This is a genomic window from Pseudomonas auratipiscis, from assembly GCF_036324085.1.
GTDB classification, from domain to species: Bacteria; Pseudomonadota; Gammaproteobacteria; order Pseudomonadales; family Pseudomonadaceae; genus Aquipseudomonas; species Aquipseudomonas auratipiscis.
In genome coordinates, this window is the sequence record NZ_JAZDCU010000011.1 from 42455 (window position 1) to 64631 (window position 22177).

A 22177-nucleotide genomic window follows, 5' to 3' on the forward strand; every position below is an offset into this window, starting at 1 on the left:
AACTTTTTTGCTCTTTGCTTCGCGGGCCGCACAGTCATGTGCCGGGATCTTTTGTGTAGTGTCCCGACACGCCCGACCAGCCGCCCTACTTAAGGTCTTACTGATGGACATGCAATCCCGAATTCGCCAGCTTTTCCAGGCCAGCATCAACACCAAGCAACAGGCGATGGAAGTCCTTGCACCACACATCGAGCAAGCCAGTCAGGTGATGGTCAACGCCCTGCTCAACGAGGGCAAGATGCTCGCCTGTGGCAACGGCGGTTCGGCCGGCGATGCGCAGCACTTTTCCTCCGAGCTGCTCAACCGCTTCGAACGCGAGCGCCCAAGCCTGCCGGCGATTGCGTTGACCACCGACAGCTCAACCATCACCTCGATTGCCAACGACTACAGCTACAACGAAATCTTCTCCAAGCAGATTCGCGCCCTCGGCCAGCCAGGTGACGTTCTGCTGGCGATTTCGACCAGCGGTAACTCGGCGAACATTATTCAAGCGATCCAGGCCGCACATGATCGCGAAATGATTGTCGTAGCTCTGACCGGACGCGATGGTGGCGGCATGGCCTCGTTGCTGCTGCCTGAAGACGTCGAGATTCGCGTTCCGGCCAACGTCACTGCACGCATCCAAGAAGTCCACCTGCTGGCGATCCACTGCCTTTGCGATCTGATCGACAGCCAATTGTTCGGGAGTGAAGAATGACCCCTAACCGCCTCGGCCTGATGGCCCTGACCTTGTGCCTGAGCCTGACTGGCTGCAGCTCGGTCCTTACCGCCACTCGCGATACGCCGATCGAGGACGATCGCGGCACCCGCACCTTCGGCAGCAAGATCGACGACTCGCTGATCGAAACCAAGGTGGCGGTTAACGTTGCCAAGGCCAGCCCTGACCTGGACAAGAACTCGCACATCGTTGTCAGCAGCTTCAACGGCATTGTTCTGCTTGCTGGGCAAACGCCACGCGCCGACCTCAAGAGCCTCGCCGAGCAGGCTGCAGGCCAGGTCCAGCGGGTGAAAAAGGTTCACAACGAACTGCAGGTGCTGCCACCCTCCTCGTTGCTGGCGCGCAATAACGATGCTTGGCTGACCACCAAGATCAAGACTCAGATGCTTACTGACAGCAACATTCCCGGCTCACGCATCAAGGTCATTACCGAGAACGGCATCGTCTACATGCTCGGCCTACTGACCCAACAGGAAGCCACTCGTGCCACGAACCTGGTGCAGGGCGTGTCGGGCGTGCAGAAAATCGTCAAGCTGTTCGAATACATCGACTAACCACCGCGGCCTGCACGCGCAGGCCATCGCGGTTTTATTCGCGAAGGATCGCGCGACGATCCCATTTTTCTCTACACCTACCTTAGGAAGACCCCATGAAAAACGGCCTGCTGTCGACCCTACTGATCGGCGCTTTCGCTACCTTGGCCGGCTGCTCCAGTCCCAGCCTCATCACCCTCAATGATGGACGCGAGTTCCAGGCCGTGGACGCTCCACGCTACGAGCGCAGCTCCGGCTTTTACGAGTTCGAGCAGCTGGATGGCAAAGTGACCCGCGTCAACAAGGACCAGGTCCGCACCATCTCGGACCTGTAAGCAGGCAGACAGAAAAAAGGCGATCCATGTGGATCGCCTTTTTTTTACTTCACAACCTTCAGACTAGGACGCCCGCTTGGCCGCGGCGGCTGGCCACCTGCAGGTGGGCCATCGTCATCCGGCTCGACCGTGTCATCGTCGTCTTCATCTTCGTCAAGCAATGGTGGCTCAAGCTCGAAGACCATGCCCTGACCGTTCTCACGAGCATAAATACCGAGGATCGCACCCGCAGGCACGAACAGCGTATGGGCAACACCGCCAAAACGCCCCTCGAAGCTCACAGCGTCGTTATCCATGTGCAGATGACGTACGGCACTGGGTGAGATGTTCAAAACGATCTGACCATCACTGGCGAAGCTCTGGGGCACTTGTACTGCCGGGTACTCGGCATTGACAAGCATATGCGGGGTGCAGTCGTTGTCCACGATCCACTCATAGAGTGCACGTACCAAATAGGGGCGACTGGAGTTCATCGACAGCTCCTTAAAACCTAGCGCATTTCACGTTCAGCAGCGGACAGACTTGCCTGGAAAGCCTCACGGGCAAACTGTCGCTCCATATAATCGAGCAACGGCTTGGCCGGCCGCGGCAGTTCAATTCCCAACACCGGCAAACGCCAGAGTATGGGCAGTAGACAACAATCAACCAGACTTTGCTCCTCACTGAGGAAACAAGGCTTGTCAGCAAACAATGGTGACACACCCGTCAGGCTTTCGCGTAGCTCCTTGCGCGCCTGAGTGCGAGCGGCTTCCTTGCTGCGCGGATCGAGGATCAAATCAACTAACGCGCACCAGTCACGCTGGATGCGATGGATCAACAGGCGACTGTTGGCCCGCGCGACTGGATAGACCGGCAACAGTGGCGGATGCGGGTAACGCTCATCGAGGTATTCCATGACCACGGTTGATTCGTACAGCGCCAGGTCGCGATCGACCAGGGTCGGTACACCGCCATAGGGGTTCACTTCGACCAGCTTGGGCGGCAAGCGTCCGGGATCGACATTGATGATCTCGACGCTGACGCCCTTCTCGGCGAGAACGATGCGCACCCGATGAGAATAATGGTCAGCGGGGTCGGAGTAGCAGGCTAACCGGTTGGTCACGCCCATAGTGGTCCTCCTCGCAGATGAAATTATAGAAGCTACAAATGCAAACGCGCCCTGCGGGAACCTCCGTTATCCAGAGGCCCCCCAGGGCGCGTTCAACTACCAGAAACTACTGCGTGATCAGTGCACGTCCTTCCAGTATTCGCGCTTGAGCAAGTAGGCGAATATGAAGAAGAAGGCCAGGTACAGAAGCACGTAGGTACCGATACGCTGACTTTCCAGTTTGACCGGGTTGGCCGAGTAGGCCAGGAAGGTCACCAGATTCTTGACCTTCTCGTCGAACTGCTCTTCGGTCAGGGTACCGGATTTCGGCTCCACGGTCAGCTGGTCACATGCTTCATGGGTCAATGGCGAGCCAGTCAACGGATCGAACTGCTTCTTGCCATCGACTACGGTTTGCACCTGCTTGCAGCCAATTACCTGGTTGCCTTGCAGGCCCACCAGAACGTTAGGCATACCAACGTTGGGGAACACTTTGTTGTTCACCCCGTACGGACGCGACTTGTCCTCGTAGAAGCTGCGCAGGTAGCTGTACAGCCAGTCGGTACCACGTACGCGGGCAACCAGGGTCAGGTCAGGCGGCGCGGCGCCAAACCAGGTCTTGGCGTCGTCAGGCTTCATGCCGATCTTCATGTGGTCGCCAATTTTGGCGCCGGTGAATACCAGCTTCTCGAGCATCAGCTCGTGAGGAATACCCAAGTCGTCCGCGACGCGCTCGTAACGCTGGAACTTGGCGCTGTGGCAACCCATGCAATAGTTTGCAAAGGTGCGCGCGCCGTCCTGCATGGCGGCCTTGTCGGTCAGATCGATATCAACCTTGTCCAGTTCCAGACCGTGCTCGGCCGCGAAGGTCAACGAAGGCATCACTGCCAGAATCAATACTGCAAATAGCTTTTTCATCAGCCAGTCACCCTTTCCGGAACCGGTTTGGTCTTCTCAAGCCTGGTGTAGAACGGCATCAGAATGAAGTAGGCGAAATACAGGAAGGTGCATACCTGCGACAACAACGTACGTCCTGGAGTAGGCGCCAATACGCCCAGCACACCGAGGATCACGAACGAAATGCAGAACACCACCAGCCAGGCCTTGCTCATCCAACCCTTGTAGCGCATGGACTTGACCGGACTGCGGTCGAGCCAAGGCAGGACGAACAGCACGGCAATCGCAGCACCCATGGCGATAACGCCGAGGAGCTTGTCCGGAACCGCGCGCAGAATCGCGTAGAACGGTGTGAAGTACCAGACCGGGGCAATGTGCTCAGGGGTCTTGAAGGCGTTGGCCTGTTCGAAGTTAGGTTTCTCCAGGAAGTAACCGCCCATTTCCGGGAAGAAGAACACCACGGCACAGAACACGAACAGGAACACGACCACACCGACAATGTCCTTCACGGTGTAGTACGGATGGAATGGAATGCCATCGAGCGGCACACCGTTCTCGTCCTTGTGCTTCTTGATATCGACGCCGTCAGGGTTGTTCGAACCCACTTCGTGCAGTGCCAGGATGTGCAGCACCACCAGACCCAGAATGACGATCGGCAGGGCTACAACATGCAAGGCGAAGAAGCGGTTCAGGGTAATACCGGAAATCAGGTAGTCACCACGGATCCACTGAGTCAGGTCATCGCCGATTACCGGAATCGCACCGAACAGCGAGATGATCACCTGGGCGCCCCAGTAGGACATCTGACCCCAAGGCAGCAAGTACCCCATGAAGGCTTCAGCCATCAGCGCCAGGTAGATCAGCATGCCGAATACCCAGACCAGCTCACGAGGCTTCTGGTACGAGCCGTACAGCAGGCCGCGGAACATGTGCAGATAAACGACGATGAAGAACGCGGAAGCGCCGGTGGAGTGCAGGTAGCGCAGGATCCAGCCGTACTCGACGTCACGCATGATGTATTCGACCGAGGCAAATGCCTCTTCGGCCGAAGGCGTAAAGCTCATGGTCAGCCAGACGCCAGTGACGATCTGGTTAACCAGCACCAGCAGTGCCAGGGAGCCGAAAAAATAGAAGAAGTTGAAGTTCTTCGGAGCGTAATACTTGCTGAGATGGTCTTCCCACATCTTGGTCGCGGGGAAGCGGGCGTCAACCCAATCCATGAACTTACTCATCACGCGTTCTCCTGATCGACGCCGACAACGATGATGTCGTCCGACTCATACGAGTGCGGCGGCACTGGCAGATTGAGCGGCGCCGGCTGGGACTTGTAGACGCGGCCAGCCAGGTCGTAGTGGGAACCGTGGCATGGGCAGAAGTAACCGCCGACCCATTTGGGCCCCAGATCGACCGGAGCGACCTCGGGACGGAAGGTTGGCGAGCAGCCCAAGTGAGTGCACAGACCGACCAGCACCAGGATTTCCGGCTTGATGGCGCGGTTTTCCGGGTTGACATAGGTAGGTTGAACCGATGCCTTGGATTCAGGATCGGAGAGGTCACCAGCGATCTTCTTGAGGTTACCAAGGATCTCTTCGGTGCGGCGGACGATGAAGACCGGCTGACCGCGCCACTCAGCAATCATCTGCTGGCCTGGTTCAACCTTGGCGATATTGACCTTCACCGGTGCACCTGCGGCTTTCGCCTTGGCACTGGGGAACCATGACCCCACAAACGGGACCGCAGCCCCCACCGCTCCTGCAGCACCCACCACGGATGTGGCTGCTACGAGGAAGCGACGCCGGCCTGCATTGACGCCGTCATTGCTCATTCAGTCCTCTCCCATCAGCTTTATGGCCTGTTACAACAGGCATCTACTAAGTAATTTCTGAACTGCTAAAAATTTGCCGCATGGTAATGAAAAGACCCTTCTCTGACAAGGTGATTAGCCCGGTTCCAAGGCGCAATCCCTTGTAGCTCTTGACTTGCGTCTATGCGGCAAGTTGTCACAGTAAAGACCAACATACTTATTCAAGACATAAAAAAAGCCCGGTTCCACCAGGAACCGGGCTTTTTTTGAACGCCGAAGCGAATTAACGCTTGGAGTACTGAGGACGCTTACGTGCTTTACGCAGACCCACTTTCTTACGCTCAACTTCACGAGCGTCACGGGTAACGAAGCCAGCTTTGCGCAGAGCGCTACGCAGGGTTTCGTCGTAGTCCATCAGTGCACGGGTGATACCGTGACGGATTGCACCGGCCTGGCCGCTGACACCACCACCGATAACGGTGACGTAGATGTCGAACTTTTCGGTGGTCTCGGTCAGTTCCAGCGGCTGGCGTACTACCATGCGCGCGGTTTCACGACCGAAGAACACGTCCAGAGAACGGTTGTTGATGGAGATGTTACCGGTACCTGGACGCAGGAAAACGCGAGCGGTTGCGGTCTTGCGACGGCCAGTGCCGTAATTTTGAGTCGCCGACATAATGAACTATTCCGTTAAATCTTCAGTTCTTGGGGCTGCTGAGCAGTATGAGGGTGGGTAGCGCCCGCATAGACTTTCAGCTTACGGTACATGTCGCGACCCAGTGGGTTTTTAGGCAGCATGCCTTTAACCGCGGTCTCGATCACGCGCTCTGGGGCCTTGGCGATCAACTTCTCGAAGTTGATTTCCTTGATACCGCCCGGGAAGCCGGAGTGGGAGTAGTACATTTTGTCCGAAGCTTTGGCGCCAGTAACACGGATCTGCTCGGCGTTGATGACAACGATGTAATCGCCGGTGTCAACGTGAGGAGTGTATTCTGGTTTGTGCTTGCCACGCAGACGGCTAGCGATTTCGGTAGCCAGACGACCCAGGGTCTGACCAGCGGCGTCAACTACGAACCAGTCGCGCTTTACTGTTTCCGGTTTAGCAGTAAAAGTTTTCATTCTTTATAGCCTCAGGGGCCGCCCAGCGAAAATAAGACGGCAGATCTTACTGGATAGTGCGTACCTTGACAAGACAAGGACACAGCCGCACACGGACGCTATCGGGGGCTCGGGTCAGCGCGTCCAATATTCGGCAGGGTTCTTCTGTGAGCGGGGCATCACTCCCACACGCAGAGAGGGGCTGAATTATCCAGATTGCGGAAAAAATTTCAACCTGCTTTTATGCTTCTTTTATCAGGGAGAAGCCGATGGACTACCGCCAACTGGGTCGTACCGACCTCAATGTCAGCGCGTTGTGCCTGGGTACCATGACCTGGGGCGAGCAGAATGATCAGGCCCAAGCCTTTCTCCAGATCGAACGCGCCAAGGCGGCCGGCATCAATTTCATCGATACTGCCGAGATGTATCCGGTGCCACCGCGCCCAGAGACCTGCACCGCCACCGAGCGCTTCATCGGTAACTGGTTCAAGACGCATGGCGATCGCGCCGACTGGATCCTGGCGAGCAAGGTCGCCGGCCCCGGCAACGGCATCAGCCATATCCGTGATGGTCAGCTCAAGCACAACCGCCAGCATATCGTTGCGGCCCTGGACGCCAGCCTCAAGCGCCTGCAAACCGACTGGATCGACCTGTATCAATTGCACTGGCCGGAGCGCAGCACCAACTTCTTCGGCAAGCTGGGTTACCAGCACTTGCCACAGGATCACTTCACCCCGCTGGAAGAAACCCTGGAAGTGCTCGACGAGCAGGTAAAAGCCGGCAAGATCCGCCACATTGGCCTGTCCAACGAAACGCCATGGGGCACCATGAAGTTTCTGCAACTGGCCGAGAGCCGTGGCTGGAGCCGTGCGGTGTCGATACAAAACCCCTACAACCTGCTCAACCGCAGTTTCGAAATAGGCCTGGCGGAAATTGCCATACGCGAGCAATGCGGCTTGCTGGCCTACTCGCCACTGGCCTTCGGCATGCTTTCAGGCAAGTACGAGAACGGTGCCCGACCAGCAAACAGCCGCCTGACCCTGTTCAGTCGCTTTTCGCGCTACTCCAACCCGCAGACGGTCGCGGCCTGCAGCCGCTACGTGAAGCTTGCGCGTGACCATGGCCTGGACCCGGCGCAAATGGCCCTGGCCTTTGTTACCCGCCAGCCCTTCGTCACCAGCAACATCATTGGCGCGACCACTTTGGAGCAACTGCAAAGCAACCTGGACAGCTTTGCGCTGACGCTTTGCGATGAGTTGCTGGCAGGTATAGAAGCCATTCACCAAGATCATCCCAACCCCGCTCCCTGAGCCGCTTCACAGGTTCCCGTGCCACGCGCGGGAACCGGGGTAGACACAACGGCCAAAAAATAAGACGATCCAGCCGGTGATTGACCACTCTACCCTATAAGAATAACGAAAATGATGTTTACCCAACCTACAACGCCCTTGCGGCGCGTCAGTATCCTGGCCATCGACAACGTCTTCGCGGCGACACTCATGCAAGCCAAGGATTTCTTCCATCTGGCCAGCCTACGTTATAGCAAGCAACTGGGCCTGGGCCTGAAGCCGATATTCGAAACCCGCCTGGTGAGCCCCGACGGCCTGCCGGCACGTAGTTTCAGTGATGTGCTGATTCCTGTTGACGGCCCGCTGGAGCAAGCCGACGTGATCATCCTCCCGGCCTTCTGGGACGATTTCGAAACCCTTTGTCAGCGCTACCCCCAGGTATTGCCATGGCTGCGAGAACAACACGCCCGTGGCGCTGTGCTCTGCGGCGAAGCGAGTGGTGTGTTCTGGCTGGCCGAGTCCGGCTTGCTCGACGGCAAGGAAGCGACCACCTACTGGCGGTTCTTCAATCAGTTTGCCGAGCGCTTCCCCAAAGTCACACTGAATCAGGACAAGCACCTGACCGACGCCGACAACCTCTATTGTGCAGGCGGTACGACCTCGGCCTGTGACCTGTACATCTATTTGATAGAGCGATTCTGCGGCGCCAATGTGGCCCAGGCGGTCGCCCGCGACACCCTCTATGAAGTGCAGCGCAACTACACCCCAGGGCGCATCGGCTTCGGCGGACAAAAGCTGCACCAGGACTTGATCATTCTGCAGATCCAGCAATGGCTTGAAGAACACTTCGCCGACAAATTCCGCTTCGAAGACGTCGCGCGCAATCACGGCATGAGCATCCGCAACTTCATGCGCCGCTTCCAGACTGCAACCGGTGATAAACCGCTGCACTATCTGCAACGGCTACGGATCGAAACGGCCAAGGGATTGCTGTCGGGCTCGCGCAAAAGCATCAAGACCATCAGCTACGAAGTGGGCTACGACGACGCGAGCTTCTTTGCGCGACTGTTCAGGCAGCACACCGAACTTTCACCGAACCAGTATCGGCAACAGTTCGTCCAGGAAGCTGGATAACGGCTGCGAGCTTCAAGCTATAAGCGGCATGTAAGAGCAGGCGCCTGGCACAACACGCTCTTACTTGCCGCTTGCAGCTTTAGGGCTTGTGCGCGCGGGAGAGGAATTCGTGGGATTGCATTTCCAGCAGACGGCTAAGGGTACGCTGGAACTCGAAGGTCAGACGACCACCGGTGTACAGGTCCTTGAGCTCTACTTCAGCCGAGATGATCAGCTTGACGTTGCGGTCGTAGAATTCATCGACCATGTTGATGAAGCGGCGGGCGATGTCGTCGGTGGCCACACTCATCTGCTCGACGTCACTGAGCAACACGGCATGGAAAATCTTGCCTAGCTCGATGTAGTCGTTCTGGCTACGGGGGCCATCGCACAATTCACGGAAATCGAACCAGGCCACGTCGTCACAGGTACGCAGTGCGCGAATCTCGCGATTCTCGACGATCAGTACGTCGTTCTCCACCGCCTGGGTGCACTCTGGCGTCAGCGCGCGGAAGCTCTTGCGCAGGCTCTCGTGGGCAGCTTCGTCCAGGGGGAAGTGGAACAGCTCGGCCTGCTCCAGGTGACGCAAGCGATAGTCGACGCCGCTATCGACGTTGACGATTTCGGTGTTCTGCTTGATCAGGGCGATCGCTGGCAGGAAACGCGCACGCTGCAGACCATCCTTGTACAAACCATCCGGCACAATGTTGGAGGTGGCGACCAAGGTCACGCCGTTCTTGAACAGCTCCTCCATCAGGGTGCCAAGGATCATCGCGTCGGTAATGTCGGAAACGAAGAACTCGTCGAAGCAGATCACCCGCGCCTCATCGGCGAAGCGTTTGGCGATAATAGTGAGCGGGTTCTTCTCCCCCTTGAGGGTTTTCATTTCTTCATGCACGCGCTTCATGAAGCGGTGGAAGTGCGTGCGCACTTTCTGCTGGAACGGCAGCGCTTCGAAGAACGTATCGACCAGGTAGGTTTTACCGCGCCCTACCCCACCCCAGAAGTACAAGCCTTTGACCGGTGCCTGCTCTTTCTTGCCAAACAACTTGCCGAACACGCCCGGCTTGTTGTTTTGCGCCGCGATCAGATCGTCGTACAGGCGCTGCAAATGACGCACGGCAGTTTCCTGCGCCGCGTCATGGAAGAATTCGGGACGTTTCAGATCTGCTTGGTATCGTTCTAGGGGCGTCATAATTCGTTAGCAAGGTAACAAAAACGGGCCGTCACTGTAGCGACGGCCCTGGAGAATGGCAATCAGACTTGCGTCAGACCGTTCAGTCCTGCTGAGGTTGCAAGGCAGCGCGCAGGCCCTCGATTGCAGCGTCGCGAGCAGCTTCGTCGGCCAGTTGCGGGCCCTCGGCAACACGCTCGCCTTCCAGCCACAGGCTAAAGCCCAGGCCTTCGCTACGCACGTCCAGTTCGCCGCCCTGCTGCAGCTGCTTGCTGACTGCGCCAGCGGTTTTGCCATCGGCGAAATTGCGCGACAGCAGCAGTTGCTCACCGTCAGCCGCCAGCAGACGGAAACGGAAACTGCCATCGTCTTCACGGAAACTGACAAAGCGCGCCGCCTTGACGGCCTTTTTCTTGGTCTGGACAACCCCCTGCTCGATACTGCGGAACGAGCGCAGGCCAACGGCCTCGCGCAGTTGCTCGAGAAATGGTGTGGCAACCTTGCGGGCTTTTTGAGCACCGGCCAGCAGAATATCTTCCAGATCTGCCGGACGGCTGATCAGTTGATGATAACGCTCGCGCGGCTCGCTCAACTGGTTGTCGAGCAGCTGGAACAGGCGTTGCTTGGCTTCACCCCACCCCAGTCCCTGCAACAACTCGCCGCGGAACACCTCGGCTTGGTCCGGCGTTGCGAATGCCTGGAACAACGTGAACAGGTGCGAGTTGTCCGGATCCTTCGCTTCGCCAGGCGCGCGGGAGTCGGTGACGATGCGCGAGATGGCATCCTTCATGTCCTTGGCGCTGGTGAACAAGGGGATGGTGTTGTCGTAGCTCTTGGACATCTTGCGTCCGTCCAGGCCAGGCAACGTCGCCACGCTTTCTTCGATCAGTGCTTCAGGCATGGCAAAGAATTCCTTGCCCTGGCCAAACAGGTGATTGAAGCGCTGGCCGATATCACGGGCCATTTCCACGTGCTGGATCTGGTCGCGACCGACCGGCACTTTGTTGGCGTTGAACATCAGGATGTCGGCAGCCATCAGTACCGGATAGCTGTACAGACCCATGCTGATACCGGCATCCGGGTCTTCACCGTTCTCCAGGTTCTTGTCCACCGACGCCTTGTAGGCGTGTGCGCGATTGAGCAGGCCTTTGGCCGCCACGCAAGTCAGCAACCAGGTCAACTCAGGAATTTCAGGAATGTCGGACTGGCGATAGAAGGTCACGCGTTCCGGGTCAAGGCCACCGGCCAGCCAGGTCGCGGCGATTTCCAGACGCGAGCGCTGAATGCGCTGCGGGTCATCGCACTTGATCAAGGCGTGGTAGTCGGCCAGGAAGTAGAACGAGTCGACACCCGGCTCACGGCTGGCGAGGATCGCCGGGCGGATGGCACCGGCGTAGTTGCCCAGGTGAGGCGTGCCCGTGGTGGTGATACCGGTAAGGATGCGCGTAGTCATGGGTAATCGCTTATCAGGCTTGTTTCAGTTCGAAAGGCGCGGCAACACCAGATCCTTGAGGTCGGTGAGCTTGCCGTGGAAAAAGTGTCCGCATTCTGCCACTTTCAGCAGCTCATGGGGGCGTGGCAGTGCATCGGACCAGGCATAGACGATCTGTGGGTCGATCACTTCGTCGGTTTCTGGCTGTATTACACTCAAGGCGCAGGCCTGTGGTAAGGCGTCGTGATCTTTCAAACGCATCACTGCCGGGGCAACCATGAACAGGTGCTTGAGCGCTGCGCCTTGCGCTTCGAGACGGCCGCCCAGGCTGGCAGCGACAAAACCACCAAAGGAAAAACCCATCAGGGTGAGCGGTAGATCAGGATGCTTTTCCCGCAGCCAGGTTGCTGCGGCCTCGGCATCATCCACTTCACCACTGCCCATGTCGTGGCTGCCAGCACTGGCACCAACACCCCGGTAGTTGAAACGCAGGGTAATATAGCCGGCATCGCGGGCGGTGCGCTGGAGCATCGACACAACCTTGTTGGTCATGGTTCCGCCCTGAACGGGGTTCGGGTGACACAGCAGCACCACACCTCGGGCGTCGGCAACGTCCAGGTACAAAGCTTCCAATTGACCGACTGGGCCATCGATGAATACGGGGGTTTCGCGGATAAGCAAGGATAAACTCCGTGACCTCGGAAAGGGTCGACTCGTCTAGCTGAATGATTCTGTCTGAGATATTTGCGATGGTTCGCGGTATACAGCGCAGGTCCGAGCCGTTAACGTAAAGCAAAGCCGTTTATAGAGGAAGGACTCGTGGAACTCTCGCTCTTAGTTTGGTTGTTGCCGACCCTGGCCCTCGTCGTGGGCGTTGTCGTTGGTTTCCTGGTCGCGCGCTTGCTGCCCAATGCTGCGCCAAGCAGCACTCAGCGGCAGCTGGATGATATTCAGGAACGTTTCGATAGCTACCAGAATGAGGTGGTTACCCACTTCAACAGCACGGCTGCATTGGTCAAGAAACTGACCCAAAGTTACCAGGAAGTTCAGGACCATCTGGCCGATGGCGCCAACCGCCTGGCCCTGGACGAATTGACCCGTCAGCGTCTGCTGGCCTCTTTGCACTCTGAAGCGGTGCAGGCCCCTCGTGACCGCCTGACCCCACCGAAGGACACTGAAGTACCACGAGACTACGCGCCAAAGGCACCTAACTCGCCGGGCATGCTCGATGAGCACTACGGGCTAAAGCGCAACTAAGCTCAAGCCTCCGACAATGCGTGGGAGCGGAGCAATCCGCTCCCATTTTTTTTGCATCCCCCTTAGCTGTGCCAGGGCGCATCTGCTTCCCGATGACCATAGCGCTCCAGTGCTTGATCCAGCACCCCGCGTTCGATCCCACCCTGGCGTACCAGACTATGCAGACTGGCCAGGACGATACTGAAGCGATCTACTTCGAAAAAGCGCCGTAACTGCTGACGGGTATCGCTGCGTCCAAAACCATCAGTGCCCAAAGTAACGTAGGGAGCCTGTACATATTCGGCAATCAACTGCGGCCAGGCACGCACATAGTCGGTGGCGGCAATGACCGGCGCATTGCCGCGCAGGCAACGTTGCAAATGACTGGTATTTTCAGCGATCTGCCCCAACCGGCTGCTGCGCTCGATACCCCGCGCCTCACGCGCCAGCTCACTGAAGCTGGTGACGCTGAACACCTCACTTTCTACCTGCCAATCAGCAGCCAGCAACTCACTGGCGGCGATCACTTCACGCAGAATCGCGCCTGAACCCAGCAGGCGAACCTGTCCTTTGGCATCGGTCACGCGCTGCTCTAGGTAACGGTACATGCCGCGCAACACCTCTTGATGCACCTGCTCGGGCAGGGACGGCTGTGGATAGTTTTCGTTCATCAGCGCAACGTAATGGAACTCGTCTTGCTGTTCGGTGAGCATGCGCCGCGAGGCATACTCGAGAATCACCGCCAGCTCGCCGGCAAAGCACGGCTCCCAGGCCCGACAGTTGGGCACCATCGAAGCCATGACCAGGCTCGAACCGTCCTGATGCTGCAGCCCTTCGCCGCCCAGGGTCGTACGACCGGCCGTAGCCCCCAGCAACAGGCCGCGGGCACGTTGGTCGGCGGCAGCCCAGATCAGGTCGCCAACACGCTGGAAACCGAACATCGAGTAGTAGATGTACACCGGCAGCATCGGCTCGCCATGCACCGCATAGGAAGTTGCCGCCGCCACCCAGGAGGAAATCGCGCCCGCTTCGGTGATGCCCTCCTCCAGCAATTGTCCGTCCCGGGACTCCTTATAGGACAGCAGAGAGCCAGCATCTTCAGGTTCATAACACTGTCCCTGAGGTGAGTAGATGCCGATCTGGCGGAACAGGTTGGCCATGCCAAAGGTTCGCGCTTCGTCGGCAACGATAGGCACGACCCGCTGCCCCAGTTCGGGCGCCTTGAGCCAGGCACTGAGCATGCGCACAGCCGCCATGGTGGTAGACATTTCCTTGCCTTCGGCCTGCAAAGCGAAGCCACCCATGACCTGCAGCGCAGGCACCGGCACCGCAGGCACGTCACTGCGTCGCGCGGGCAAAGGCCCGCCCAGAGCAGCGCGACGCTCGCGCAAGTAACGCATTTCGGCGCTCTCATCGGCGGGGCGATAAAACTGCAACTGCTCTACCTGGCTGTCACTGAGGGGCAGGTGGAAACGATCACGAAAAGCCAGCAAGGCCTGGATATCAAGCTTCTTGGCTTGGTGCGCGGTCATCCTCGACTCGCCGGCGCTGCTCATGCCATAGCCTTTCTTGGTCTTGGCCAGAATCACGGTTGGCCGCCCCTTGCAGGCCTTGGCCGCGGCAAAAGCTGCATACAGCTTGCGAAAATCATGACCACCACGCTTGAGCGCATTGATCTCATCCGAGCTCATGTGCTCGACCAGTTTCTGCAAGCCAGGGTGTTGATTGAAAAAGTGCTCTAAGTTGTAGGCCCCATCCTTGGCCCCCAGGTTCTGAAACTGTCCATCCGGAGTGGCGGCCAGTTGACGCAGCAACACGTGCTGGGTGTCGCGGGCAAACAGCGCATCCCACTCGGTGCCCCAAAGCACCTTGATCACGTTCCACCCAGCCCCGGTGAACAAGGATTCGAGTTCCTGAATGATCTGCCCGTTGCCGCGCACGGGGCCGTCCAGCCGCTGCAGGTTACAGTTGACTACAAACGTGAGGTTATCCAGTTGCTCGCGGGCAGCCAGGGTCAGGCCAGCGATGGATTCCGGCTCGTCCATTTCACCATCGCCGAACACACCCCAGACATGCCGGGTGCTGGTATCGAGAAGTTGGCGGTGATGCAAATAGCGCATGAATCGCGCCTGGTAGATAGCATTGAGTGGGCCTATGCCCATGGACCCTGTGGGAAATTGCCAGAAGTCGGGCATGAGCCAGGGGTGTGGATATGAACACAAGCCCTTACCCGCCACCTCCTGGCGGTAGTTGGCCAATTGTTCCTCACTCAAGCGACCTTCAAGAAAAGCCCGCGCATAAATTCCAGGCGCCGAATGCGGCTGGAAGAACACCAGGTCGGCACTGCGCCGCTGCGCCCCGGATTCACCTTGAAAGAAATGCTGGAAACCCACTTCGAAGATTTCTGCCGCCGACGCATAACTGGCGATGTGCCCGCCAAGATCGCCATAGGCATGATTGGCCCGCACGACCATAGCCAGAGCGTTCCAGCGCAGGATACTGGTGATGCGCTCATCCATCTCAAGGTCACCTGGATAGGCGCCCTGATGCTCCACCGATATTGTGTTGCGATACGCCGAGAAGGGCTGGGCACCACGCTCCAACCCCAACTCACGGGCGTGCACTTCCAACTGTTCGAGTAAAAAGCGTGCTCGCTCAGGGCCACAGTGCTGCAGGGTCGAATCCAGCGCATCAAGCCACTCGGCAGTCTCGCCGGGGTCACTGTCGGCCTGCGCATCACTGTCACGGCGCTGCACGCCTTCACCGGGTACCAGGCTCATCATTGCCACCATTGCATTGACCTCATCCTTGGCGGTTCAGGCACAGGCCTTCAGGGCCTGCTCGATATCGGCCAGCAGGTCGTCGATATCCTCAAGACCAACCGACAGCCGTACCAGTCCTTCGGAGATGCCGTACTGGGCACGCTCTTGGGCGGTATAGCTGGAGTGAGTCATGCTTGCCGGGTGCTGAGCGAGGGATTCGGCATCGCCAAGGCTCACGGCGCGGCTGAACAGTTGCAGGGCATTCATGAACCGACGTCCGGCATCGATCCCTCCCTTGAGCTCGAACGCGATCATGCCGCCGGGCAAACGCATCTGCCGCTTGGCCAACTCGTATTGCGGGAAGCTGGACAGCCCGGGGTAGTTGATCAGCTCCACGGCGCAATGTGCCTGCAGATACTGCGCGACTGCCTGGGCGTTACTGCAATGGCGCTCCATGCGCAAAGTCAGGGTTTTCATCCCGCGCATCAGCAAGGCTGCATCCTGGGGTGACATCACCGCACCGGTCATGTCCTTGAGACCTTCGAGTCGAACCCGGTCCACCAGTGCCTTGCGCCCGACCACCAGGCCGGCCGTGATGTCGCCATGGCCGCTGAGGTACTTGGTAGCTGAATGCACCACCAGATCGGCACCCAGCTCCAGCGGACGCTGCAGGTACGGTGTGCAGTAGGTGTTATCCACTACTACGGTGATATCGCGCTGGTGGGCAAGCTGCGCCACTGCAGCAATATCGGCCATCTGCATGTTCGGGTTGGCCGGGGTCTCAAAATAAATCACTTTGGTCTGCGCACTGATCGCCGCCTCGACTGCCTGCAGATCCGTCATGTCGACATGTCGGACCTTGACCCCGAACTCGCCGATGCCGTGATGTAAAAAAGCAAAGGTGCAACCATACAAGGTGCGCCCGACCAGCACCTCATCACCGGGGCGAAGCAGGGTCCATAGCGTGGCCGTGATCGCGCCCATGCCCGAGGCCAGTGCCAGCCCCGCCTCTGCCCCTTCCAGAGAAGCCATGCGCTCTTCCAGCAGGGCCAGGGTAGGGTTGGAAATACGCGTATAAAAGTGCCCACCCTGCTCCCCGGCAAAACACGCCGCGCCGTACTCGACGGTAGGAAAGGCGAAGGTGGCGGTCTGGTAGACAGGCGGAACCAAAGACCCCTGATGGGCCAATGGATCGTAGCCGTGATGGATGGCGCGGGTGGCAAAACCTGAGAATTTGGTGGAGCCGCTCATGACAACAGCCTCTTGTGATTTGTTATAAGCTTATGCCACTGAGGTGCTGATTTTTTTCCAAATATGACCACTGCCAAGCAGGGTTATTAACAAAAAAACAATGAATTCAGGCCACGGAGGGCAAATCATGCCTACCGCCATCGACCGTACCGACCGCGCATTACTCGCCGCCTTGCAAGACAACGCCCGACTGACTGTTTCCGAACTGGCCGACAAGGTCGCGCTGACCACCTCGCCCTGTTGGCGGCGGGTCAAACTGCTCGAAGAGAATGGCTACATCACCGGCTATCAAGCCATCCTTTCACCCAAGGCATTGGGCTTTGGCGTAACGGCGTTCGTCAGCATCATGATGGATTCGCACTCCAAGGAGATGGCGCGCGCCTTCGAGCAGCGGCTGATGGAGATTCCAGAAATCGTCGCCTGTCACAACATTTCCGGACGCTATGACTTCCTGCTGGAAATTCTTGCACGGGACCTGGAGTCGTTCGGCGAGTTCGCCAGGGAGGTGCTGCAGACACTGCCGGGAGTGAAGGAGATCTACTCGAGTTTCTCGTTCAAGGCAGTCAAGGAGAAACGGGTGATACCGGTTTCGGAAAAACATATTTGAAAGCCGAAACGAAAGATCGGATCAACTTCATCGCATTATTAATCACTGAACGTCGCGCCTCACGCACAGACCATAATTATCCTACAAGACTATCGGACGGCAAATACACATAGAGCAATTGTGCCGAGAGATAATCTCGTATCTCTCGGCACAAGGAAATCAAGCATGAAGTACATAGTTATAGTCTTTACCGTTACGCTAGCCAGTTGCAGCAACGGAACTTTCTACCTAGCCGACCCATCCCATGAACGACAGTTCAAATGCGATATGGATCCCCACCTACAGATGTGCAATAGGAAATAATTTTAAAAATCCCACTTAAATATTTGAAAATTGAAAAGCTCTTTGTACGGCTTTGACTTTGGCATTAGTCCTGGCACAAAGCCCTCCTAGCCCAGCGAACCGTGCCGGTGCGTTGATCATAAATGACTAAATTTCCATCATCAGAAATTACCAAGCAGTTGTTGTACCAAAATGTCTTATCGGTCGTGTGTGTACTTTCAGCTATCCATAACCTTCCTCTAGCAGGGTCATAGAGAAAACCAGAATTACTCACGACAAAATGTGATATTTCACGCATTTTCTTTTTCTTGATTGTGAGACTAAATGACTGATTTCCATCTGCAACCCAAATCGACCTACCATCTTGCTCCACTACTTTCTAGCAACACAGGCGAGAAAGCAGATTCCATGTTTGCCACTCTCCCTGAAGTCAAAAGAGCGTTGGATTACCCTTGCCCATATAACAAAAAACCCCACCGAAGTGGGTTTTTTGTTCGTACGCAGTACTTAGATCGCGCCCCGCGTGCGCAGTAATTCCAAGACCTGCTTGACGCCCTCTTCCAGACTGACGTTCTGAGTATCGACCACCAAGTCGGCATCCAGTGGCACGTCATACGGGAAGCTTTCGCCCGGGATGTTATCGCCGCCCGCAGCATACAAGCCTTGCGGGTCACGCTCGCGGCAGGCCATCGGTGAGGCCTGGACGTAAACGGTGAGCAAGCGCTCCTTGCCGATCAACGCCTTGGCCTGTTCACGGCCTTCGGCATCCGGGGCAACAAACGCTGCCAGGGTGAGCAAGCCCGCTTCGTTGAACTGACGCGCCACGTGAGCGGCACGACGCCAGTTCTCGGTACGCCCGGCACGGTCCTGTGGCAGACCTTTGTTCAGGTCGTGGCGCAGGTTCTGGCCATCGAGTACATACACGGCACGGCCCATGTCGAACAGCTTGCGCTCCACGGCATACGCCAGGGTGCTCTTGCCTGCGCCCGACAGGCCGCTGAACAGTACGGTGGCCGGTTGCTGGCCAAAGCGCAGGGCGCGTTCGGCGGTATCGACGTGGGCCAGCTTGCCGTGCTGGCCAACAGTGCCGTGTGGCACCACCGGCGGCGCGATGATCATGCCGGCACCTACGGTGCCGTTGGTCAGGCGGTCGATAACGATAAAGGCGCCCGTGGTGCGGTTGCTGTCGTAGCCATCGAGCGCGATTGGCGCGTCGAGGCTGACCTTGACCTTGCCGATTTCGTTCAACTGCAGGGCGCTGGCCGCGCCCTGCTCCAGGGTGTTTACATCCACCTTGTGGGAAATGCTGGCAATCGAGCCCGGCACGTAGCTGGTGGCGCGCTTGATGTCGTATTTCTTGCCCGGCAGCATCGGCTCTTCAGCCATCCATACCAGCATCGCCTCGAACTGGTCGGTCACCGGCGGGACGTTATCGGCATGCACCAGCAGGTCGCCACGGGAAATATCGATTTCATCTTCCATGGTCAGGGTAACGGCCTGGCCAGGACCGGCGTTCTCCAGTTCACCTTCGAAGGTGACAATGGATTTGACCCGGCTGCTCTTACCCGATGGCAGCACAACGATTTCGTCACCCTTGTGCACCACACCACTGGCCAAGGTGCCAGCAAAGCCGCGGAAGTTCAGGTTCGGACGGTTGACGTATTGCACCGGGAAACGCAGATCGGTGAAGTTGCGGTCGGCCGCCACTTCCACGGTTTCGAGGATCTCCATCAGCGCAGGGCCGGTGTACCACGGCGAACGCTCGCTGCGGTTGACCACGTTGTCACCCTTGAGCGCCGACATCGGCACGAAGTGCAGGCTGCTCGGGGCCATGTTGATCGCTTCGGCGAACTTCAGGTAGTCGGCCTTGATGCTCTCGAACACATCTTGGTCGAAGCCCTTGAGGTCCATCTTGTTCACTGCCACGACGATGTGCTTGATGCCTAACAGTGAAGCGATGTAGCTGTGACGACGGGTCTGGGTCTGCACGCCGTAGCGGGCATCGACCAGGATGATCGCCAGGTCGCACGTAGACGCACCGGTTGCCATGTTGCGGGTGTACTGCTCGTGGCCCGGTGTATCGGCAATGATGAACTTGCGTTTAGCGGTAGAGAAATAGCGGTAGGCGACATCGATAGTGATGCCCTGCTCACGCTCTGCCTGCAGACCGTCCACCAGCAATGCCAGGTCGATATCGTCACCGGTGGTGCCGACTTTCTTCGAATCGCGAGTAATGGCTTCCAGATGGTCTTCATAGATCATCTTCGAGTCGTGCAGCAGGCGCCCGATCAGGGTGCTCTTGCCGTCATCGACGTTGCCGCAGGTCAGGAAGCGCAGCAGTTCTTTACGTTCGTGCTGGGCCAGGTAAGCGAGGATGTCCTCGCTGATCAATTCGGATTGGTGGCTCATTGCGTTCAAGCTCCGAGTCGTAAGCTTCAAGCGGCAAGCTTGTCGGCATACAACTAGTCAGAAATTTTGTTGATCAACCCGCTTGGCGTTCTTCAGCAATACTTGACGGTATCAACAGCGCGGATGGGATGATCTTTGAAACCAAGATCACCCGCCCTCTCCAAGCATCTGTAGATCGCAACCGTCAACGCCTTGCTTTTCTGCCTTAAAAGTAACCTTGACGTTTTTTATCTTCCATCGAGCCTGCACCATCGTGGTCGATGACTCGGCCCTGGCGCTCGGAAGTGCGCGTCAGGAGCATTTCCTGAATGATGTCGGTCAGGCTCTCGGCCTCGGACTCGACAGCGCCCGTCAACGGGTAGCAGCCAAGGGTGCGGAAACGCACTTTCTTTTTGACGATTCGAGCCTTTTCTTCATCCGAGAGATGCTCGAGGATGCGCTCGTCGTCGATCATGATCAGGGTGCCGTTCTTCTCGATCACTTCACGCTCCGCGGCGAAGTACAGCGGCACGATCGGGATGCCTTCGAGGTAGATGTACTGCCAGATGTCCAGCTCGGTCCAGTTCGACAGCGGGAACACGCGAATCGATTCGCCTTTGTTCACTTTGCCGTTGTAGACGTTCCACAGCTCCGGACGCTGGTTCTTCGGATCCCAGCGGTGCTTGCTGTCACGGAACGAGTAGACACGCTCCTTGGCCCGGGACTTTTCTTCATCGCGGCGCGCGCCACCGAAAGCGGCATCGAAACCGTACTTGTCGAGGGCCTGCTTGAGGCCTTCGGTCTTCATGATGTCGGTGTGCTTGGCACTGCCGTGGGTGAACGGGTTGATGCCCTGGGCAATGCCGTCCGGATTCACGTGAGTGATCAGCTCCAGGCCCATTTCCTCGACCATCTTGTCGCGGAAGCTGTACATCTCCTGGAATTTCCACTGGGTGTCGACGTGCATTACCGGGAACGGCAACTTGCCCGGGAAGAAGGCTTTGCGCGCCAGATGCAGCATCACGGCCGAATCCTTGCCGATCGAGTACAGCATCACCGGGTTATCGAACTCAGCGGCCACCTCACGAATGATGTGGATGCTTTCCGCCTCCAACTGTTTCAAATGCGTCAGTTTGTCGACCATAACTACTCACGGGAAAACGATCTTATGGACGGCCAGCGGGCCGTGTTCGAGCGGGTCACTCTATCACAGCGCTCGATTATATTTAGACGCCCAACTAGATCGAAACAGTATAAGAATATACCCTCCCGTTTTAGCCTCAGATCGGGTTCGGACAGTCGATGAACAGGTGCTCCAGCGCAAAGCGCCGGGCTAAGTATTCACCCAGCGCCTGCACGCCGTAGCGCTCGGTAGCATGATGACCGGCAGCGATGAAGCTGATGCCGTTTTCCCGCGCACTGTGGAACGTCTGCTCGGACGCCTCACCACTGAGATACAGATCGACCCCGGCGGCAATTGCCTGGTCGATATAGCCCTGCCCACCCCCCGTGCACAAGCCCACCCGGCGAATGATGTGCTCGCCCTCGATCAGTAGTGGCTCGCGGCCCATGACCTCTTGGATCTTGCGGGCGAAGTCGCGCGCCGACATCGGTTCGGCCAACGAGCCGACCAGACCGACGACGCGCGGGTTTTCCGGGTCCAACGGGCCTTCGACGGTGATATCGAGCTGGCGCGCCAACTGCACGTTGTTGCCAACCTCGGGGTGCAGGTCCAGGGGCAGGTGATACGACAACAGGCTCAGGTCATTCTTGAGCAGGGTTTTCAAGCGGCGCTGCTTCATGCCGGTGATGCACGGGTTCTCGCCCTTCCAGAAATAACCGTGATGCACCAACACCAGGTCGGCATCGGCTTCGACCGCGGCATCCAGCAAAGCCTGGCTTGCAGTGACACCGCTGACGATGCGGGTGACCTGCGGACGCCCTTCGACCTGCAGGCCATTGGGGCAGTAATCCTGGATTTTTGCACTGCCAAGGTAGCGTTCGGCTTCTTCAACCAGGGTGCTCAGGGCAACAGCCATGAAAAGACTCCTCAATTCAGCAGTTCAGTGCGGCGCAAGGCCCCGTATAATGACCGCCATTATGGGCTGTCACCGGGTTTGGGGAAACCGACGGTGGTTGCCTGGGGGCCATAGGCGATATTCATCGCACAT

Annotated in this window: 22 protein-coding genes; 7 read left to right on the forward strand and 15 right to left on the reverse strand. The window is 57.8% G+C overall.

What is annotated here, in order from left to right; translation table 11 throughout:
* Positions 1 to 103: 103 nt before the first annotated feature.
* From V0R60_RS16325 to V0R60_RS16335, 3 genes are all read left to right on the forward strand, one after another.
* Positions 104 to 697 (forward strand): phosphoheptose isomerase, encoded by a 594-nt coding sequence (locus V0R60_RS16325; protein WP_026001179.1) that lies wholly within the window; start codon positions 104 to 106, stop codon positions 695 to 697.
* Positions 694 to 1272, forward strand: coding sequence for a BON domain-containing protein (locus V0R60_RS16330; RefSeq protein WP_136474676.1), 579 nt, complete (start codon positions 694 to 696; stop codon positions 1270 to 1272). The genes V0R60_RS16325 and V0R60_RS16330 overlap by 4 nt, the downstream gene beginning before the upstream one ends.
* A gap of 95 nt (positions 1273 to 1367) precedes the next feature.
* Positions 1368 to 1586, forward strand: coding sequence for a YgdI/YgdR family lipoprotein (locus V0R60_RS16335; RefSeq protein WP_136474675.1), 219 nt, complete (start codon positions 1368 to 1370; stop codon positions 1584 to 1586).
* A gap of 44 nt (positions 1587 to 1630) precedes the next feature.
* On the opposite strand, the gene V0R60_RS16340 is transcribed toward V0R60_RS16335, so the two are convergent.
* The 7 genes from V0R60_RS16340 to rplM form a co-directional block, all read right to left on the reverse strand.
* On the reverse strand, positions 1631 to 2059 hold the full coding sequence (locus V0R60_RS16340) for a ClpXP protease specificity-enhancing factor (RefSeq protein WP_136474674.1): 429 nt from the start codon (positions 2057 to 2059) through the stop codon (positions 1631 to 1633).
* 17 nt (positions 2060 to 2076) lie between these two features.
* Positions 2077 to 2694: a glutathione S-transferase N-terminal domain-containing protein gene (locus tag V0R60_RS16345; protein ID WP_136474673.1), complete on the reverse strand. Its 618-nt coding sequence runs from the start codon at positions 2692 to 2694 to the stop codon at positions 2077 to 2079.
* Between the two features lie 117 nt (positions 2695 to 2811).
* Positions 2812 to 3591: a cytochrome c1 gene (locus tag V0R60_RS16350; protein ID WP_136474672.1), complete on the reverse strand. Its 780-nt coding sequence runs from the start codon at positions 3589 to 3591 to the stop codon at positions 2812 to 2814.
* On the reverse strand, positions 3591 to 4802 hold the full coding sequence (locus V0R60_RS16355; protein WP_136474671.1) for a cytochrome b: 1212 nt from the start codon (positions 4800 to 4802) through the stop codon (positions 3591 to 3593). Before V0R60_RS16355 ends, V0R60_RS16350 begins: the two co-directional genes overlap by 1 nt.
* Positions 4802 to 5395 (reverse strand): ubiquinol-cytochrome c reductase iron-sulfur subunit, encoded by a 594-nt coding sequence (petA, locus tag V0R60_RS16360; protein ID WP_107025092.1) that lies wholly within the window; start codon positions 5393 to 5395, stop codon positions 4802 to 4804. Before petA ends, V0R60_RS16355 begins: the two co-directional genes overlap by 1 nt.
* Before the next feature lie 262 nt (positions 5396 to 5657).
* Positions 5658 to 6050, reverse strand: a complete 393-nt coding sequence (gene rpsI / locus V0R60_RS16365; RefSeq protein ID WP_038607185.1) for a 30S ribosomal protein S9 — start codon at positions 6048 to 6050, stop codon at positions 5658 to 5660.
* A gap of 14 nt (positions 6051 to 6064) precedes the next feature.
* Positions 6065 to 6493, reverse strand: a complete 429-nt coding sequence (rplM, locus tag V0R60_RS16370; protein ID WP_136474670.1) for a 50S ribosomal protein L13 — start codon at positions 6491 to 6493, stop codon at positions 6065 to 6067.
* A 248-nt stretch (positions 6494 to 6741) separates the two neighbouring features.
* On the opposite strand from rplM, the gene V0R60_RS16375 reads away from it, so the two are divergent.
* Together V0R60_RS16375 and V0R60_RS16380 are read left to right on the forward strand one after the other, a co-directional pair.
* Positions 6742 to 7782: an NADP(H)-dependent aldo-keto reductase gene (locus V0R60_RS16375; protein WP_136474669.1), complete on the forward strand. Its 1041-nt coding sequence runs from the start codon at positions 6742 to 6744 to the stop codon at positions 7780 to 7782.
* A gap of 213 nt (positions 7783 to 7995) precedes the next feature.
* Positions 7996 to 8895, forward strand: a complete 900-nt coding sequence (locus V0R60_RS16380; RefSeq protein ID WP_330080136.1) for a GlxA family transcriptional regulator — start codon at positions 7996 to 7998, stop codon at positions 8893 to 8895.
* A 79-nt stretch (positions 8896 to 8974) separates the two neighbouring features.
* Here the strand turns inward: V0R60_RS16380 and zapE are convergent, their stop codons facing one another.
* The 3 genes from zapE to V0R60_RS16395 all read right to left on the reverse strand — a co-directional run bounded on the left by zapE (position 8975) and on the right by V0R60_RS16395 (position 12161).
* On the reverse strand, positions 8975 to 10069 hold the full coding sequence (gene zapE, locus V0R60_RS16385) for a cell division protein ZapE (protein WP_136474668.1): 1095 nt from the start codon (positions 10067 to 10069) through the stop codon (positions 8975 to 8977).
* Between the two features lie 82 nt (positions 10070 to 10151).
* Complete coding sequence (locus V0R60_RS16390) at positions 10152 to 11501, reverse strand: tryptophan--tRNA ligase (RefSeq protein WP_330080119.1); 1350 nt, start codon at positions 11499 to 11501, stop codon at positions 10152 to 10154.
* 24 nt (positions 11502 to 11525) lie between these two features.
* Entirely contained in the window at positions 11526 to 12161 is a 636-nt protein-coding gene (locus tag V0R60_RS16395; protein ID WP_136474666.1) for an alpha/beta hydrolase, read from the reverse strand.
* A 138-nt stretch (positions 12162 to 12299) separates the two neighbouring features.
* Between V0R60_RS16395 and V0R60_RS16400 the strand changes: the two genes are divergently transcribed.
* Positions 12300 to 12737, forward strand: a complete 438-nt coding sequence (locus V0R60_RS16400) for a YhcB family protein (RefSeq protein ID WP_136474665.1) — start codon at positions 12300 to 12302, stop codon at positions 12735 to 12737.
* A gap of 62 nt (positions 12738 to 12799) precedes the next feature.
* Here V0R60_RS16400 and mdeB read toward each other — a convergent pair whose 3' ends face one another.
* On the reverse strand, positions 12800 to 15508 hold the full coding sequence (gene mdeB, locus V0R60_RS16405) for an alpha-ketoglutarate dehydrogenase (RefSeq protein WP_446030950.1): 2709 nt from the start codon (positions 15506 to 15508) through the stop codon (positions 12800 to 12802).
* Between the two features lie 24 nt (positions 15509 to 15532).
* Positions 15533 to 16729 carry a methionine gamma-lyase gene (locus tag V0R60_RS16410; protein ID WP_136474663.1) on the reverse strand — a complete coding sequence of 399 codons (1197 nt, stop codon included), beginning with the start codon at positions 16727 to 16729 and terminating at the stop codon, positions 15533 to 15535.
* Between the two features lie 127 nt (positions 16730 to 16856).
* Between V0R60_RS16410 and V0R60_RS16415 the strand changes: the two genes are divergently transcribed.
* Complete coding sequence (locus tag V0R60_RS16415; RefSeq protein ID WP_136474662.1) at positions 16857 to 17336, forward strand: Lrp/AsnC family transcriptional regulator; 480 nt, start codon at positions 16857 to 16859, stop codon at positions 17334 to 17336.
* A gap of 789 nt (positions 17337 to 18125) precedes the next feature.
* Here V0R60_RS16415 and cysN read toward each other — a convergent pair.
* The 3 genes from cysN to V0R60_RS16430 form a co-directional block, all read right to left on the reverse strand.
* Positions 18126 to 20027, reverse strand: a complete 1902-nt coding sequence (gene cysN, locus V0R60_RS16420; RefSeq protein WP_330080117.1) for a sulfate adenylyltransferase subunit CysN — start codon at positions 20025 to 20027, stop codon at positions 18126 to 18128.
* 205 nt (positions 20028 to 20232) lie between these two features.
* Positions 20233 to 21150, reverse strand: coding sequence for a sulfate adenylyltransferase subunit CysD (gene cysD, locus V0R60_RS16425; protein ID WP_136474660.1), 918 nt, complete (start codon positions 21148 to 21150; stop codon positions 20233 to 20235).
* A 136-nt stretch (positions 21151 to 21286) separates the two neighbouring features.
* Positions 21287 to 22045: a Nif3-like dinuclear metal center hexameric protein gene (locus V0R60_RS16430; protein ID WP_330080116.1), complete on the reverse strand. Its 759-nt coding sequence runs from the start codon at positions 22043 to 22045 to the stop codon at positions 21287 to 21289.
* Between the last annotated feature and the right edge of the window lie 132 nt (positions 22046 to 22177).

Bases quoted from the DNA above. Each gene is read 5' to 3' on its own strand.
- V0R60_RS16325 (WP_026001179.1), top strand. From the start codon at position 104: ATGGACATGCAATCCCGAATTCGCCAGCTTTTCCAGGCCAGCATCAAC.
- V0R60_RS16330 (WP_136474676.1), top strand. From the start codon at position 694: ATGACCCCTAACCGCCTCGGCCTGATGGCCCTGACCTTGTGCCTGAGC.
- V0R60_RS16335 (WP_136474675.1), top strand. From the start codon at position 1,368: ATGAAAAACGGCCTGCTGTCGACCCTACTGATCGGCGCTTTCGCTACC.
- V0R60_RS16340 (WP_136474674.1), bottom strand. From the start codon at position 2,059: ATGAACTCCAGTCGCCCCTATTTGGTACGTGCACTCTATGAGTGGATC.
- V0R60_RS16345 (WP_136474673.1), bottom strand. From the start codon at position 2,694: ATGGGCGTGACCAACCGGTTAGCCTGCTACTCCGACCCCGCTGACCAT.
- V0R60_RS16350 (WP_136474672.1), bottom strand. From the start codon at position 3,591: ATGAAAAAGCTATTTGCAGTATTGATTCTGGCAGTGATGCCTTCGTTG.
- V0R60_RS16355 (WP_136474671.1), bottom strand. From the start codon at position 4,802: ATGAGTAAGTTCATGGATTGGGTTGACGCCCGCTTCCCCGCGACCAAG.
- petA (WP_107025092.1), bottom strand. From the start codon at position 5,395: ATGAGCAATGACGGCGTCAATGCAGGCCGGCGTCGCTTCCTCGTAGCA.
- rpsI (WP_038607185.1), bottom strand. From the start codon at position 6,050: ATGTCGGCGACTCAAAATTACGGCACTGGCCGTCGCAAGACCGCAACC.
- rplM (WP_136474670.1), bottom strand. From the start codon at position 6,493: ATGAAAACTTTTACTGCTAAACCGGAAACAGTAAAGCGCGACTGGTTC.
- V0R60_RS16375 (WP_136474669.1), top strand. From the start codon at position 6,742: ATGGACTACCGCCAACTGGGTCGTACCGACCTCAATGTCAGCGCGTTG.
- zapE (WP_136474668.1), bottom strand. From the start codon at position 10,069: ATGACGCCCCTAGAACGATACCAAGCAGATCTGAAACGTCCCGAATTC.
- V0R60_RS16390 (WP_330080119.1), bottom strand. From the start codon at position 11,501: ATGACTACGCGCATCCTTACCGGTATCACCACCACGGGCACGCCTCAC.
- mdeB (WP_446030950.1), bottom strand. From the start codon at position 15,508: ATGGTGGCAATGATGAGCCTGGTACCCGGTGAAGGCGTGCAGCGCCGT.
- V0R60_RS16410 (WP_136474663.1), bottom strand. From the start codon at position 16,729: ATGAGCGGCTCCACCAAATTCTCAGGTTTTGCCACCCGCGCCATCCAT.
- V0R60_RS16415 (WP_136474662.1), top strand. From the start codon at position 16,857: ATGCCTACCGCCATCGACCGTACCGACCGCGCATTACTCGCCGCCTTG.
- cysN (WP_330080117.1), bottom strand. From the start codon at position 20,027: ATGAGCCACCAATCCGAATTGATCAGCGAGGACATCCTCGCTTACCTG.
- cysD (WP_136474660.1), bottom strand. From the start codon at position 21,150: ATGGTCGACAAACTGACGCATTTGAAACAGTTGGAGGCGGAAAGCATC.
- V0R60_RS16430 (WP_330080116.1), bottom strand. From the start codon at position 22,045: ATGGCTGTTGCCCTGAGCACCCTGGTTGAAGAAGCCGAACGCTACCTT.